Raw genomic sequence first — 13,924 nt, forward strand, 5'->3', positions numbered from 1 at the left:
GCGTCGGGAAATATAAAAAGATCGCCGTGGGCGAGGAGTTCGTGATCGAATGTGGGGCATCAAAATTTATTATGCGAAATGACGGCAGCGTCATTATCCTTGGGACAAATTTCAACTTCACCGCATCTGGGCCTGTTCAGATCAACGGCAGCGTGGTTGACCTGAACAAACCAGCATCAGCGCCTGCTCCAGAGCCAGAAGATGCATCATGACCCCCTCTCTTAAATTCACACTCTCAGCACTACATCATATTTCAACAGGGCATCTATCCGCAGGCAAGCGGCACAAGGTATTTGGTGAAACTATAAATTTAACCATGCCGCCGGATATAATAAAAAGCACAGCAGGCAGGGTTTTCACTGTAATTACACTTATTATGCACCTTTACCCTGCCATAACCAGAGCGCAGTCCATCAATGAGACTCAGCCCACTTCCATCAAAAGACTTATCACTAAAATTTCCAAGATAACAGGGATCGACCCCGTCAAAACAGAGCATCTGCTGAGCGCAACCTTCCTGCGACAGGACGAAATGCGGGCCTACGAACAACTCCGCACAATTCCATCCAGATTCGTAGAATTAAATATGGCAAGTATTGATCTGTCACGCCCTATTAAGGAAGGGGCGGCCACAACCGGGCCCAGCTTACGCATCTTGCTCTCGAACACCCAATTTGCCGCAAGACCGAAAGACATTCTCGGCATCCACTCAGAAGCCACGTTATTTTCACCACCGCATCCAAATGACGCTCAGAAAATGACCGTCTGGCTGGTCGAGGCAACTCCAGAACTGGGATTTTTCGGCACCCGCGCAGATTGCTTAAGCGGCGTCACATTATAAACGATCAATTGGTAAAGCTGCACGAATGTCACCCGTAAATCACACCCCCTTCCCGGCCATTGCATTTCGGCAGTATAATTTAGCCGGAAAAATGATGGGTGTTGTTGCGATGCGCGGCACATTCTTTCTGACGAGAGGCGGCCCTTTAACATTAGCCCGCGATCAGGCACCGCTTTGTTTTTCGGACACCTATGACGGCATCGACCCACACGCATCACAACTCGTTACACAAAGCGATCTGACCCCATTCAAACCCGCAACAGATATTACATTTCTCGGAAGCTCATACACAGAAACGGGGAGAATTCAGCCAAGCTGGATATGCGGCCTGACAGTTGGCAATATAGAAAAGAATCTCCGCGTCCACGGCCCAAGGTCTTGGGTCAAGAAACGAACTCGGTCGGGAATTTTGCGCCGCGCATCAAATGAATGGGAGTTAACAGAGCCTGAATCTGTTAATCATGTTCCACTCGGATGGGACAGGGCTTATGGTGGAAGCATTCCGGCGCCTGATAACGCACAGACGCAACCCTATGAGAAAAACCCTATCGGCTGCGGCATTGCACCAGATATGGACACGGATAACTTTCCTGCACCGCAGATCGAGGCACCCGATGACCCGATCACAGATTGGCAAAAGTGCTACGAACCGCAAGGCTTAGGCCCAATTCCGCCGTTTTGGGAACAGCGATTAAAATATGCCGGAACTTATGACGAGGCATGGCAATCAAGACGCCATCCCTTGCTGCCAGAGGATTTTAACTTCAGGTTCTGGCAATGTGCCCATCCCGACTTGATCGCAGATGGCTGGCTAAAGGGCAACGAACATTTTGAATTAAGAAATCTGTTGCGGGGCTATCCGACTTTTCAAGGGTGCCTGCCTGATATTCAGATGGAGATCCACTTACCTCGCCCCGAGGGCAAAGGCATAGCACCCTTTGTCTTGGACGGTGTGCATTTCGATATGCGCCCCGGCGTTGGCCGTGTCTTTCTAACGTGGCGCGCCGGGTTTCCGTGGCATGACGGACGAGGACAACCTATCATCGTCGCACGAAATCCAATCCCGGAGGGGGTATAATGGGACAGGATTTTAACTCCCCCGAAAACCCTGATATATTCGTGCTGCCGACAATTTATATTACGGCGGGCATTGACATTACCGACCTTCCCGAAACAGCCGCAGCTTTGCGCCGCGCCGGCCTGCCAGCGGATGGAACGGTAATCTATCATAAAAACTCTGAGGAATTCACTTTTCATCACGATATAGACGACGAAGGGCAGCAGTTCACAGACCCTGAACTTCTGGATGCCGCGATAAAGGCGCATGGCCCACCACCCCCGACTGCCCCAAATCCGCCGCCACCCGAGGTCATCCCCGATACGGCTGCCGCGATCGCGGTTTCGACATCGCCGGATGTGTGCCGTGCGCCGCGTCGGCCCTGTCCTTTCCCGGTCTATGGCCGGGCGAATGACGATCAGAATTATGCCAGTACCGTGCGATCTAACGGCCAGACCCTGATGACATGGGGCAGCCGCTTCACCACGACCTATGGTGACGAGGCGGGAACCGGCGGCGGTGTCATTTCGGGGACACGGGGCAGCATCGTTGCCCCGACCAGCCACTCCCCGCTGGTCTTTGCCGAAGGCCAGCCGTTGATCCGCCACCGCGACAGTTGCACCCTGAACTCTGGCAATTGTCCGGGTGAGTTCATTCACGTTGATTCAACGGCGACCCATCCGGCACCGGATGGGCGGGATCAGGCGCAAAAAAGCCGTTTGGATTCATTCAGAGACGGGTTTATGGGCGCCTCGGGGACGGCCCAGACAGGCGCTTCGATTCTGGACAAGGCGGGGGAATATTGGGATGATCCGTCACAGATCGGGCGCGATGCGCAGGGTCTGTGGGACGCGCGGCCAAGCTGGAGCGATATTCAGGACGGCGCGCAGAATATCGCCTCGGGCGCGGCGGCGGTCGGGCGGCAGGTGGTCGACGACCCCCGCGGCTCGGCCGGGGCTGTATGGAACTGGGGTGCAGAAGGGCTTTCCGACGCGTGGAACGGGGTTGAAGGAGCGTGGGAAGACAATGGCTTGGCCGGTGCTGCCGGTGTTGTGGCCGGGCTTGGAGTTGACCTTATCAATCCGTTCCGCAAGGCAAAAGCGGCAGGAGAGGCCGCCGACGCCTTGGGAGACATCGGCGATGCCACCCGCGCAGGCGGGGCCACCAGGCGGCGGCGCAGGGATGAGGTTCGGGAGGAAGAGGATGGTAGGGATGGGGCGAGGAGTACGCGCCGGATCAGCTTGCGTGAGCAATATCTTGGACGCACACCGGGTAAAAACTCTCGAACCGGTCGAGAAGTTCGAGAAAGAATGCGGCAAGAGGGCACACTTAGAACTGACCGTCATGGAAGGGATGAGTTCTTGGGCGAGGATAATAGATGGTATCCTGTCGACAGCCCACAGACACATATGGGCCATCATCCGGTTGACGCAGTTGACTATTGGAACGAAACAGGGCGATTCCACGGTGCAAAATCACGAGAAGTGCGCGACTGGATGCTGGATTCAAGTAACTATAGATTTGAGTACGGACCTTTAAATTCAGCAAGAGGCGGCTCTACGAGCGCCAGATACCTTCCACCAGTAGAAAGATAGGACACGATGAACAGAAAACCTGAGATACCCGAACCCACAAAAAGCGAGATTGACGAAATTCTAGCCGCCTCCGGCGATGCCTTTAGAGAAGGAGACCTTAGAAAATCACATGAGATCGCGCTAATGGCATGGGATCTCATTCCAGAACCCAAAGAGCAATGGGACTACTACCCCCAAAGCCTTTCCCGAAGCTTCGTCGAAGATTTCGCCAAATTCGGAGATGAAAAAAATACCCATAAATGGGTGGAAGTCATGGCCCATATGTACAACGATCCAAATCATGAGGATCATTATGTTTTGAGCACAGAAGCATGGGCAATGATGGAACTTGGGAACAAAGAGCGTGCCCACTATGTCATTGGGAGAATTTTAGAGATATATGGGGAAAAGGGCTTCTCCGGACCCGAACAAACCTCATGGCTTGATCTTTATAAAAAGGGAGAATGGCATCACAATGCCAGCGAACTTCCCGACAGAACACACGAAGAAATCGAACGACTTTCGGAACTTGGAAATATTGAAATGGATGCAGGAAACGCAGATCGCGCCATTGCCTACTGGCGCGACGCTCTCGATCTGCTTCCCCAACCAGCCCACACATGGGAAGCCGCGCTTTGGCTATATGCGTCCATTGGGGATGCCCAAAGAGAGTTAGGTTTGCTAGAGGAAGCTCTCTCATCCTTCCGTTCAGCAGAAATATCGGATGACGGCTACGCACATCCATTTGTCCAAATCGGCCTTGGCATGACTTTATACGACCTCGGACAGAAGGATGCAGCAACCGAACACTTGCTTCGCGCCTATATGGCAGAGGGCGCAGACATATTTCACCCAAATGGAGGCAAGTATCTCCAGCACCTCGCGGACAAAAATCTATTAAACTGAAACAAATAAGATATAAATCTAACTACTCCACACGGCCAACGAAATCGTGACCCGATGAGTGGCGTTTAACGAAACTCCATATCCGCGTTGAAGGGCTTTCCGACGCGTGGAACGGGGTCGAAAGCGCGTGGGAAACCAATGGCTTGGTCGGTGCTGCCGGTGTTGTGGCCGGGCTTGGGGTTGACCTTATCAATCCGTTCCGCAAGGCAAAAGCGGCAGGAGAGGCCGCCGACGCCCTGGGAGACATCGGCGATGCCACCCGCGCAGGCGGGACCACCAGGCGGCGGCGCAGGGATGAGGATCGGGAGGAAGAGGATGGCAGGGATGGGGCGAGAAGCACCGGGCGGGTGCTTCGGGTGCGCTGTTTCGATATGCCGCCGGGGCTTGATGCGGTAGAATATGACCGGCAATTGGCGGAACGGATGAGCGTTATTAACAACATGACCGCCGATGACATGGGATATGCGCATTGGGTCTTGAACCGGATGCGGGAAGAGGGGCTGACGACGGATGCGTTAAGGGATAAAACGGCGCAGAGCAGGCATCGGAAAGACTACAGACGACATCTGCAGGATAAAGAAGGAATATCTCGTTCCAAAGCACGAAGCCGCATGCGAGGGCTACATGCAACTCATTTCCTTGACATGGTTGCCGGCGGCGATCCACGGTATTTTTCGCATGATGCGCAAGGTAATCCTGTTTTGGGTGGCGGTCCAGAAAATTCGCATATCGGCAACCAGTGGACACACGGTGGTCGCGCCGATTCCCTTGGGCAGGAAGCAGAAAGAATGCGTAGATCAGGACGTGCTGGTGAAAAAATGCAAGTTGAACTGAGGAGGTGCTAAAAACATGTCGGATGATCTTTTCGAACGCTGGCCAGACATCGCTGATACTTTCGAGCACGATGGCCCCGTTGAGCATATGCGTAACGCTACACCGGATGAGCTTCGTGATCTAGAGAAGATACTGCCAGCCTCACTTTATGAGCTGATCCGAGACAAAGGCTATTGTCGTTTCCACGGCGGCAGCTTTACCATGGTCAACCCCATCGAAATGCGCCCCGTATCCGCGCAGATATTTGGTGCCGATCCTGATCTTGATCATCGCACCTGCCATATGATTGGCTATTCCGCATTTGGCGACTGTTATTTCTGGTCTGATCAACTCCACGATTTCAATGTGGAAATGGCTTTGGGCAGAGTATTCAGTCGAAGATTAACACGGCCAGAGCAGACCCTTAACCCAAAAGTTTCACCTGCTCAACTTGCGTCGGGCATGATCCCACATCGCGATTCTTACGAATTTTACGATTACCTCGACCAGCCGATGCTCGACCGCTGCATCGAAGCCTACGGCATGCCCGCCCCCGGCGAAATCTATGGCTTTGTGCCCGCACTTAGCATTGCCGGGGTGGGTTCCATTTTCCAACGCGTCGAAAATATCAAACGCGTTTCCGCCCCGGAACATCTGTCGATCCTTGCCCAAATGGGCGACCGCTACCTGATGCGCCTCGTCCCCGGCGGTATTCAGCCCGTCCGAAAAATTGGTTAGATAATCTCGGGAATATTGGGATGATCCGTCACAGATCGGGCGCGATGCGCAGGGTCTGTGGGACGCGCGGCCAAGCTGGAGCGATATTCAGGACGGCGCGCAGAATATCGCCTCGGGCGCGGCGGCGGTCGGGCGGCAGGTGGTCGACGCCCCCCGCGGCTCGGTCGGGGCGGTATGGAACTGGGGTGCAGAAGGGCTTTCCGACGCGTGGAACGGGGTCGAAGGCGCGTGGGAAGACAATGGCTTAGCCGGTGCTGCCGGTGTTGTGGCCGGGCTTGGGGTTGACCTTCTCAATCCGTTCCGCAAGGCAAAAGCGGCAGGAGAGGCCGCCGACGCTCTGGGAGACATCGGCGATGCCACCCGCACAGGCGGGGCCACCAGGCGGCGGCGCAGGGGCGAGGATCGGGAGGAAGAGGATGGTAGGGATGGGGCGAGGAGTACGAGAGAGAAGCCCTACAGAGATACAACTAGCCGGCCTAAATATGCACCAGGGCAAGTGGACTCCGTATGGGAAAATGCCAAGGATCGCCGCGGCAACGTTTATGACCCAAATACAGGCGAAAAATTAGAATGGGATAGAAGCAGAAGCCGCTCGGGGCAGTGGGACATGGGACACAAGCCAGGACATGAGTATCGAAAACTGCACAAAGACTATATAGACGGGAAGATATCAAAGGAAAAATCCCTTGACGAGTATCGGAACCCCAAAAACTATCAGCCAGAAAGCGTATCTGGAATAGAAGCCATCGATTCGAAGAGGAATGACTATGACTGACTGGTTCCAAGAGATTAGAACGAACAAATCTTTAAACCTACAAGGTATAAAAAACCCAAGCCAAATCAGTGATGACAACCATACACTCCTTCAAGAAGCAATTGTATGGGCACCTCAATATGCAATAGCACTCATGGAACTCGGCACCCCGCTCGACCATCAGGACAACAATGGCCAGACAGCATTGCAGTATGCAATTTCCAGGGACTACGAGGACATAGCCACAGCTATTATACAGTCCGGTGGAGATGTCAACATCTCTGATAGATACGGAAATGCAGCACTTTGGACAGCCGTCATGCAGCCAAACCCAAATTATAATATTATTAAATCCATTTTACATCACGGAGGCGACGCCTCAAAAGTAAATACCTCGGGGAAAACCCCAATAATTATGGCAAAAATCAAAGGGGACGAGGAAATGATACAAATACTCAACGGATGAATTCTTAGTGCACACAAATTAAAAATTTCAGGATGCGTGAGGAGCCTCCCAAATTAGCAGGAGGAATATTTACGGATCAAAGACTTAAACCCCCAAGGAAGCAAGCCGCGCCCATGGAACACTACCGCAGAGCAATATCACTACTGGAAAAGTGGGGGCGCTTGGATAGGCTCCAATCTCCGCAAACCAGTGATACAATAGATCTTTTAGAAGTTGCCCTCCAGGTTAAGCTCCCTCCATCCTACAGAGCTATGCTTCAGGATTTTGGAATATTGATTTATCGAGGGGGTGAAATAATTTACGGCATCGGCCTTAACGGAGTAAAAGGAGAGGGCGGCTCTGGTGTCTGGTTTCAGACCGAAGTTGCACGCGCCCGTGGACAGATAAGCCAGACGATGGTGTGCATAATGAGTTCAGGATACGGACCGGAGTTCTGTATAGAATGTGCAGAACGCCAGCCGAACGGAGAATCCCCTGTTTATCTGGTCCCCGCAGCTGGATATCCGGTCGGCCTTGAAAAGGTTGCGGATTCCTTTGGCGAGTTTTTGCTTAAGGAAGTTGAATTAAGCCTCGACGATTAACATCTCAAAGAGGCCAAACCAACCCCACCACATATAGAGCTTCCACAAGGACTCGCAGGAAGACAATGGCTTAGCCGGTGCTGCCGGTGTTGTGGCCGGGCTTGGAGTTGACCTTCTCAATCCGTTCCGTAAGGCAAAAGCGGCAGGAGAGGCCGCCGACGCCTTGGGAGACATCGGCGATGCCACCCGCGCAGGCGGGGCCACCAGGCGGCGGCGCAGGGATGAGGTTCGGGAGGAAGAGGATGGTAGGGATGGGGCGAGGAGTACGCGCCGGATCAGCTTGCGTGAGCAATATCTTGGACGCACACCGGGTAAAAACTCTCGAACCGGTCGAGAAGTTCGAGAAAGAATGCGGCAAGAGGGCACACTTAGAACTGACCGTCATGGAAGGGACCAATTTTTAGATGAGACCGGCACATGGCGATTTGTCGACTCCAGCGACACCCACATGGGCCATCATCCGGTTGACGCGGTTGACTATTGGAACGAAACAGGGCGATTTTACGGTGCAAAATCAAGAGAGGTTCGTGCCTGGATGTTGGATTCAAACAACTATAGGTTCGAGTATGGACCTTTGAATTCAGCAAGGGGTGGCGCCACAAGTTCCAGATACCTTCCACCAGTAGAAAGATAGGACAAGATGAACAGAAAACCTGAGATACCCGAACCTATAAAAAGCAAGATTGACGAGATTTTAGCAGCATCCAGCGACGCCTTTAGAGAGGGAGACCTTAGAAAATCACATGAGATCGCGCTAATGGCATGGGATCTCATTCCAGAACCTAAAGAGCGATGGGACTACTACCCCCAAAGCCTATCAAGAAGCTTTGTTGAAGACTACATAAATTTCCGGGACGAGGCTGCCGCAACAAAATGGGTAGAGATTACGGCAATTATGTTCAACGATCCAAATCACGAAGACCTTGAAGTATTAACCATAGAGGCTGAGGTAACATCTTCATTTGGCAACACCGAAAGGCTCCTATACATTATCAACAGGATAGTGGAGATATATGGGGAGCAGCCCCTTCGAGCACCAGAGCGCCAAAAGTGGCTGAAAATTTATCAAAGCGAAAAAGGGAAGTTTAATGCCCGGTGACCTTCCCGAAAAAATATACGAAGAAATCGAACGGCTTTCGGAACTTGGAAATATTGAAATGGATGCAGGAAACGCAGATCGCGCCATTGCCTACTGGCGCGACGCTCTCGATCTGCTTCCCCAACCAGCCCACACATGGGAAGCCGCGCTTTGGCTATATGCGTCCATTGGGGATGCCCAAAGAGAGTTAGGTTTGCTAGAGGAAGCTCTCTCATCCTTCCGTTCAGCAGAAATATCGGATGACGGCTACGCACATCCATTTGTCCAAATCGGCCTTGGCATGACTTTATACGACCTCGGACAGAAGGATGCAGCAACCGAACACTTGCTTCGCGCCTATATGGCAGAGGGCGCAGACATATTTCACCCAAATGGAGGTAAGTATCTCCAGCACCTCGCGGACAAAAATCTATTAAACCGAAACAAATAAGATATAAATCCAGGTCATGTTGACAAATGGCGGAGCCAGAGGCGGATGGAAGAGATGTCGATGAAGGCCAGGAAGCTTTCTGCTGTCTTGTCGTAGCGGGTAGCGACGCGGCGGGCATTCTTGAGCTTGTTGAAGCACCTTTCGACGAGGTTCCGCAGCCGGTAGAGGGTGCGGTCCACGGCGATGCGCAGCCTGCGGGACTTGTGCATCGGGATCACCGGGACGACGTTACGCACCTCCATTGTTTTGCGGACCTTGTCGGAGTCATAGCCTCTATCCGCCTGTGGCTCCGCCATTTGTCAACATGACCTAGGGGAAAAAGATATTCGTCTTTTCCGCACGGCGCTGTTCGTTGTTACAATCGTGACAGTGACAGGAATGAATATGGCTGCCACCGGCGGCGCATAAGAAACCAAGCCATATGGACCCGCCCGCGCAGGACCATTTGCCCCCAACCACCCCAAGGGCGCAGACAATCCGCCCGCGCCCCGTTGTGATACGGCCTGAACCTAGCCCCGCAGTTCCGCCGCCATCTGGTCGCGCATGACGAATTTCTGCGCCTTGCCGGTTACGGTCATCGGCAGTTCCGCCTTGAAGCGGATATAGCGCGGCACCTTGTAATGCGACATCAGGGTTTTGCAAAAATCGCGGATGTCATCCTCGGTGGCGCTTTGACCGGGTTTCAGCACGATCCAGGCGCAGACTTCTTCGCCGAATTTCGCGTCCGGCACGCCAAAGACCTGAACGGTCTGCACGGCGGGGTGGCGGAAGATATATTCCTCGATCTCGCGCGGGTAGATATTCTCGCCGCCGCGGATCAGCATATCCTTGACCCGGCCGACGATGGCGCAATAGCCCTCGGCGTCAATGGTGGCCAGATCGCCGGTGTGCATCCAGCCGTCGTCATCCACCGCCTCGGCGGTTTTGCCCGGCTCGCCCCAGTAACCGCGCATGACGGAATAGCCACGGGTGCACAATTCGCCGGTTTCGCCAATACCGACGGTGCCGCCACGTTCGTTGACCAGCTTGACCTCAAGATGCGGATGGATGCGGCCCACGGTGGACACGCGCTTGTCCACCGGATCGTCGGTATGCGACTGGAACGACACCGGGCTGGTTTCGGTCATGCCATAGGCGATCGTCACCTCTTGCATGTGCATGTCGCGCTGAACGCGCTTCATCACCTCGATCGGGCAGGGCGCGCCGGCCATGATGCCGGTGCGCAGCGACGACAGATCGTGGCGCACAAAGCTTTCGGCATCCAGCATGGTGGAAAACATCGTCGGCACACCATACAGTCCGGTGCAGCGTTCATCGGCCACCGTCGCCAGCGTCGAATCGGGGTCAAAGCCTTCGCCGGGGAACACCATGGTCGCGCCCTTGGTGACGCAGCCCAGCACCCCCATCACCATGCCGAAACAGTGATACAGCGGCACCGGAATGCACAGCCGGTCATCCTGGGTGAACTTGATCCGGGCCGAGACGAAATTGGCGTTGTTGACGATATTGGCATGGGTCAGCACTGCGCCTTTGGGCAGGCCGGTGGTGCCCGAGGTGAACTGGATATTGATCGAATCCTCGCGGTTCAGCATCGCGGTCAGCGTGTCCAGCCGCGCGGTATCGGCGGGGGTTGCGGCCAGATCGGGAAAGTTCAGCATCCCCGGCGTTTTCGTATCCCCCATGCGCACCACCATGCGCAGATCGGGCAGCTTGGCCGAGACCAGCGCGCCGGGTGCCGATTGCGCCAGTTCCGGGCACAGATCCTGAAGGATACCGACATAGTAAGACGCCTTGAACTTGTCGGCCGTAATCAGACAGCGCACCCCGACATGGCGCAGCGCGAATTCCAGCTCGCCGATGCGATAGGCCGGGTTCACATTCACCAGAATCGCGCCGATGCGGGCGGTGGCGAATTGCGTCAGCACCCATTCGGGGCGGTTGGGCGACCAGATGCCCACGCGGTCGCCCCGCGCGATGCCAAGGTTCAGCAACCCGGTGGCCAGCCGGTCCACCGCGTCGGAAAATTCGCGCCAGGTCATGCGCAGGTCGCGGTCGGTAAAGACCAGCGCCTCGCCATCGGGGTTGGCGGCGACGGTGCGGGCCAGAATGTCGGGGATAGTGTCGCGCAGCAGCGGCTGATCGGTCGCGCCCTTGACCCTTGCCTCGCCGCCCGGACGTGGAGCTTCACCGTAGATCATGGTCCCCCCCTTTGCTGATCCGGGCATATGCTTGGCCGAACGGCAGCAAAGTGCAAGGGGCCTCAGCCCGGCCCGCGCCGCATCAGGTAAATATCCATGATCCAGCCATGGCGGGCGCGCAGGTCAGCGCGGGTGGCGATGATCTGCGGCCCGACTTCGGCCAGCGGTCCGGCGATCAGGCTTTCCTGCGCCATGCCGACATAGGCCCCCCACCAGATCTGAATGCCCGCCGGGTCCAGTGCCGAAAACGCCCCGCCCGCATCCAGCATCACCGCCACGCTGCCCGCGCCTTCGGGCCAGCCGTGATCGCGCAGCCGCCGCCCGGTGGTGATCGTCACCGCGCCGGCCAGCCCGTTCAGCGGCACGCAATGCGCCGCCGTCAACAGTTGCAGGCTGGTGATGCCGGGCACCACACTGACGCGCAGATCATCCAGCCGCGCCGCGATCCGCAGCGTGCTGTCATACAGCGACGGATCGCCCCAGACCAACAGCGCCGCGCGCCCGCCCTGCGGCAAATGTGCGCGCAGCGCCGCCAGCCAGCATGCGGCGATCTGGTCGTGCCAGTCATCCACCGCACCCAGATAATCGGCGCGGGCATCGCGCTCGGGCATGTCGAACTCGGCCACCGGCACCGGCGCGGTCTGCACCGCAGCCAGCACCTGATGGCGCAGATCGGCCAGATCGCCCCGCTTGTCCGCCTTGCGCGGGATCAGGATCAGATCGGCGCCGTTGATGGCGGCAATCGCCGCGCCGGTCAGATGATCGGGGGTGCCCATGCCGATCCCAATCAGCGCCAGTTCGATCATGACTTGCCCCTTGTGCTGCGCGGTCCTACCGTCCCCGCTATGCAGTTCACCGACGCCGACCGCAACACCCTGTCCGACATCCTGCGCTGGCGCCGCGACATGCGCCATTTCCACCGCGACCCGGTGCCGGAACCCGTGCTGGACCGGCTGCGGGCGGCAATGGACATGGCGCCATCGGTAGGCAATGCGCGCCCCTGGCGGGTGATGCGGGTGCGCAGCCCGGCCCTGCGCACCGCCGTGACCGACGAGTTCACCCGCTGCAACGATCAGGCAGCGGCCCGCTATGACGATGCGACGCGCGCCGAATACCTGCGCCTGAAACTGGCCGGTCTGGTCGAAGCGCCCGAGCATCTTGCCATCTTCACCGAAACCGACCCAAGCGCCGGGCGCGGCCTTGGCCGGCAAACCATGCCCGAAACGCTGGCCTATTCCACGGTGATGGCGATCCATACCCTGTGGCTGGCAGCGCGGGCGGAAAACATCGGCCTGGGCTGGGTCTCGGCCCTCGATCCCGCGCGGATTACGGCGATCCTGAACGCGCCCAGGGAATGGCGCTTTACCGCCTATCTCTGCCTCGGCTATCCCGAGCGGCAGGATGACACACCCCTGCTGCACCGTGTCGGCTGGCAGGAAAACGCGGCAACGGTGTGGAAACAGGTTTAAGCACGGCCTGATGCCACAACGACCGCCCAAAGGCCGGGGGTTTCACACCCCCGGACCCCCGTGGGATATTTAGGGACCAAAGATAAGACCCGGCGTTCGTCGGGGAAAAGGGCCACTGGACCTTTTCCTTATCCTCCTCACCCCGTGGGATATTTGCAGACCAAAGATGCGGCCGCTTCCTGTTTGTCTAAATACGCAACTTTGGACGGCCACTGATAAGGTTGAAAACCGACAGCCACCCCACAAAAGCAAAACGGCGGCCCCTGCGGACCGCCGTTCAATCGTTTCAGCCCGGATCAGGCGGCGCGGTGCAGACGGTCCACGAACAGACCCGAATCCTTGTGGCGGTGCAGGGTCTTGGCGATAGCCAGCGCGGCCAGATCGGCCAGCGGCTCGATCAGGATAACCAGCATATAGGCCGCGCCAAAGGACAGCACCTCTGACATCACGCCCGCACCCTGACCATACAGCGCCCAGAAGGCGACCCAGGCCACGATACCGCCCTGATAGGCCGCCGACAGTTTCAGCACATCGCCATAGCCCAGATCGACATAGGGTTTATGTGCCGGGATGATACGGCGGGCGATCATGTGGATCGCGAACAGCGGGAACAGCAGCGTGGTGACGTTGACGAAATACATCGGCAGATCGGTGGGCGCAAAGAACAGCCCCTGCACCAGCAGACCGGCGGCCAGACCGACAGCCGCAGGCCCCGCGCCAAGGATCAGCAGCAGGGTGGTGCCAAGGATCAGGTGAACCTCGGACACGCCGACGGCGAAATGCGGCAGCACTTCAAAGCAGACAAAGGTGCCGATCAGCGCCAGAACCGAGCGCGCCGCAAAGGACGGCAGGCTGTGGGTTTTCAGATCATCCGCGATCAGTTTCAGCGACACGCCCGCAGCGGCGGCGGCAGTGCCGTAAGCCAGGGCCATTTTCGCGCCATCAACGACGCCGGGTTCGATATGCATCACGCTCTCCTTGCCGTCCCTCCGACGGCG

General features: G+C 56.5%; 17 protein-coding genes and 1 pseudogene. 14 read left to right on the forward strand and 4 right to left on the reverse strand.

Features of this window, described 5'->3' with window-relative positions; translation table 11 throughout:
• The 13 genes from Q4G14_RS04295 to Q4G14_RS04350 all read left to right on the forward strand — a co-directional run.
• Nucleotides 1-212: hypothetical protein (locus Q4G14_RS04295; protein WP_303360500.1), on the forward strand; the 212-nt coding region annotated here is incomplete at its 5' end.
• Nucleotides 209-841, forward strand: a complete 633-nt coding sequence (locus Q4G14_RS04300) for a hypothetical protein (protein WP_303360501.1) — start codon at nt 209-211, stop codon at nt 839-841. The genes Q4G14_RS04295 and Q4G14_RS04300, both read left to right, overlap by 4 nt.
• Before the next feature lie 25 nt (nt 842-866).
• On the forward strand, nt 867-1,919 hold the full coding sequence (locus Q4G14_RS04305) for a DUF2169 domain-containing protein (RefSeq protein ID WP_303360502.1): 1,053 nt from the start codon (nt 867-869) through the stop codon (nt 1,917-1,919).
• Nucleotides 1,919-3,493, forward strand: a complete 1,575-nt coding sequence (locus tag Q4G14_RS04310) for a PAAR-like domain-containing protein (RefSeq protein ID WP_303360503.1) — start codon at nt 1,919-1,921, stop codon at nt 3,491-3,493. Before Q4G14_RS04305 ends, Q4G14_RS04310 begins: the two co-directional genes overlap by 1 nt.
• A gap of 6 nt (nt 3,494-3,499) precedes the next feature.
• Nucleotides 3,500-4,378, forward strand: coding sequence for a tetratricopeptide repeat protein (locus Q4G14_RS04315; protein WP_303360504.1), 879 nt, complete (start codon nt 3,500-3,502; stop codon nt 4,376-4,378).
• Between the two features lie 143 nt (nt 4,379-4,521).
• Nucleotides 4,522-5,223: a polymorphic toxin type 15 domain-containing protein gene (locus Q4G14_RS04320; protein ID WP_303360505.1), complete on the forward strand. Its 702-nt coding sequence runs from the start codon at nt 4,522-4,524 to the stop codon at nt 5,221-5,223.
• Nucleotides 5,224-5,227: 4 nt separating this feature from the next.
• Complete coding sequence (locus Q4G14_RS04325; protein ID WP_303360506.1) at nt 5,228-5,929, forward strand: GAD-like domain-containing protein; 702 nt, start codon at nt 5,228-5,230, stop codon at nt 5,927-5,929.
• 139 nt (nt 5,930-6,068) lie between these two features.
• Nucleotides 6,069-6,704: an HNH/ENDO VII family nuclease gene (locus tag Q4G14_RS04330; RefSeq protein WP_303360507.1), complete on the forward strand. Its 636-nt coding sequence runs from the start codon at nt 6,069-6,071 to the stop codon at nt 6,702-6,704.
• Nucleotides 6,697-7,149: an ankyrin repeat domain-containing protein gene (locus Q4G14_RS04335; RefSeq protein WP_303360508.1), complete on the forward strand. Its 453-nt coding sequence runs from the start codon at nt 6,697-6,699 to the stop codon at nt 7,147-7,149. Before Q4G14_RS04330 ends, Q4G14_RS04335 begins: the two co-directional genes overlap by 8 nt.
• Nucleotides 7,150-7,262: 113 nt before the next feature.
• Nucleotides 7,263-7,730, forward strand: a complete 468-nt coding sequence (locus Q4G14_RS04340) for an SMI1/KNR4 family protein (RefSeq protein WP_303360509.1) — start codon at nt 7,263-7,265, stop codon at nt 7,728-7,730.
• A 448-nt stretch (nt 7,731-8,178) separates the two neighbouring features.
• On the forward strand, nt 8,179-8,364 hold the full coding sequence (locus tag Q4G14_RS15050) for a hypothetical protein (protein ID WP_368661310.1): 186 nt from the start codon (nt 8,179-8,181) through the stop codon (nt 8,362-8,364).
• Between the two features lie 6 nt (nt 8,365-8,370).
• Nucleotides 8,371-8,829: a hypothetical protein gene (locus tag Q4G14_RS04345; protein WP_303360510.1), complete on the forward strand. Its 459-nt coding sequence runs from the start codon at nt 8,371-8,373 to the stop codon at nt 8,827-8,829.
• On the forward strand, nt 8,819-9,259 hold the full coding sequence (locus Q4G14_RS04350) for a tetratricopeptide repeat protein (RefSeq protein ID WP_303360511.1): 441 nt from the start codon (nt 8,819-8,821) through the stop codon (nt 9,257-9,259). Before Q4G14_RS04345 ends, Q4G14_RS04350 begins: the two co-directional genes overlap by 11 nt.
• Nucleotides 9,260-9,273: 14 nt before the next feature.
• On the opposite strand, the pseudogene Q4G14_RS04355 reads toward Q4G14_RS04350, so the two are convergent.
• The 3 genes and pseudogenes from Q4G14_RS04355 to cobF all read right to left on the reverse strand — a co-directional run.
• A pseudogene (locus Q4G14_RS04355) lies at nt 9,274-9,540 on the reverse strand (transposase); the annotation flags it as partial.
• A 228-nt stretch (nt 9,541-9,768) separates the two neighbouring features.
• Nucleotides 9,769-11,457 carry an AMP-binding protein gene (locus tag Q4G14_RS04360; protein WP_303360512.1) on the reverse strand — a complete coding sequence of 563 codons (1,689 nt, stop codon included), beginning with the start codon at nt 11,455-11,457 and terminating at the stop codon, nt 9,769-9,771.
• A gap of 62 nt (nt 11,458-11,519) precedes the next feature.
• Nucleotides 11,520-12,263: a precorrin-6A synthase (deacetylating) gene (cobF, locus tag Q4G14_RS04365; protein ID WP_303360513.1), complete on the reverse strand. Its 744-nt coding sequence runs from the start codon at nt 12,261-12,263 to the stop codon at nt 11,520-11,522.
• Nucleotides 12,264-12,302: 39 nt separating this feature from the next.
• On the opposite strand from cobF, the gene bluB reads away from it, so the two are divergent.
• On the forward strand, nt 12,303-12,926 hold the full coding sequence (bluB, locus tag Q4G14_RS04370; RefSeq protein WP_303360514.1) for a 5,6-dimethylbenzimidazole synthase: 624 nt from the start codon (nt 12,303-12,305) through the stop codon (nt 12,924-12,926).
• A gap of 296 nt (nt 12,927-13,222) precedes the next feature.
• Here bluB and Q4G14_RS04375 read toward each other — a convergent pair whose 3' ends face one another.
• Complete coding sequence (locus Q4G14_RS04375; protein WP_303360515.1) at nt 13,223-13,894, reverse strand: energy-coupling factor ABC transporter permease; 672 nt, start codon at nt 13,892-13,894, stop codon at nt 13,223-13,225.
• Between the last annotated feature and the right edge of the window lie 30 nt (nt 13,895-13,924).

The sequence above is a fragment of the Paracoccus sp. (in: a-proteobacteria) genome (genome assembly GCF_030538755.1).
Classification (GTDB): Bacteria; Pseudomonadota; Alphaproteobacteria; order Rhodobacterales; family Rhodobacteraceae; genus Paracoccus.

Bases quoted from the DNA above. Each gene is read 5' to 3' on its own strand.
- cobF (WP_303360513.1), bottom strand. From the start codon at position 12,263: ATGATCGAACTGGCGCTGATTGGGATCGGCATGGGCACCCCCGATCAT.
- Q4G14_RS04360 (WP_303360512.1), bottom strand. From the start codon at position 11,457: ATGATCTACGGTGAAGCTCCACGTCCGGGCGGCGAGGCAAGGGTCAAG.
- Q4G14_RS04325 (WP_303360506.1), top strand. From the start codon at position 5,228: ATGTCGGATGATCTTTTCGAACGCTGGCCAGACATCGCTGATACTTTC.
- Q4G14_RS15050 (WP_368661310.1), top strand. From the start codon at position 8,179: ATGGGCCATCATCCGGTTGACGCGGTTGACTATTGGAACGAAACAGGG.
- Q4G14_RS04310 (WP_303360503.1), top strand. From the start codon at position 1,919: ATGGGACAGGATTTTAACTCCCCCGAAAACCCTGATATATTCGTGCTG.
- Q4G14_RS04315 (WP_303360504.1), top strand. From the start codon at position 3,500: ATGAACAGAAAACCTGAGATACCCGAACCCACAAAAAGCGAGATTGAC.
- Q4G14_RS04335 (WP_303360508.1), top strand. From the start codon at position 6,697: ATGACTGACTGGTTCCAAGAGATTAGAACGAACAAATCTTTAAACCTA.
- Q4G14_RS04340 (WP_303360509.1), top strand. From the start codon at position 7,263: ATGGAACACTACCGCAGAGCAATATCACTACTGGAAAAGTGGGGGCGC.
- Q4G14_RS04375 (WP_303360515.1), bottom strand. From the start codon at position 13,894: ATGCATATCGAACCCGGCGTCGTTGATGGCGCGAAAATGGCCCTGGCT.
- bluB (WP_303360514.1), top strand. From the start codon at position 12,303: ATGCAGTTCACCGACGCCGACCGCAACACCCTGTCCGACATCCTGCGC.
- Q4G14_RS04300 (WP_303360501.1), top strand. From the start codon at position 209: ATGACCCCCTCTCTTAAATTCACACTCTCAGCACTACATCATATTTCA.
- Q4G14_RS04350 (WP_303360511.1), top strand. From the start codon at position 8,819: ATGCCCGGTGACCTTCCCGAAAAAATATACGAAGAAATCGAACGGCTT.
- Q4G14_RS04345 (WP_303360510.1), top strand. From the start codon at position 8,371: ATGAACAGAAAACCTGAGATACCCGAACCTATAAAAAGCAAGATTGAC.
- Q4G14_RS04305 (WP_303360502.1), top strand. From the start codon at position 867: ATGTCACCCGTAAATCACACCCCCTTCCCGGCCATTGCATTTCGGCAG.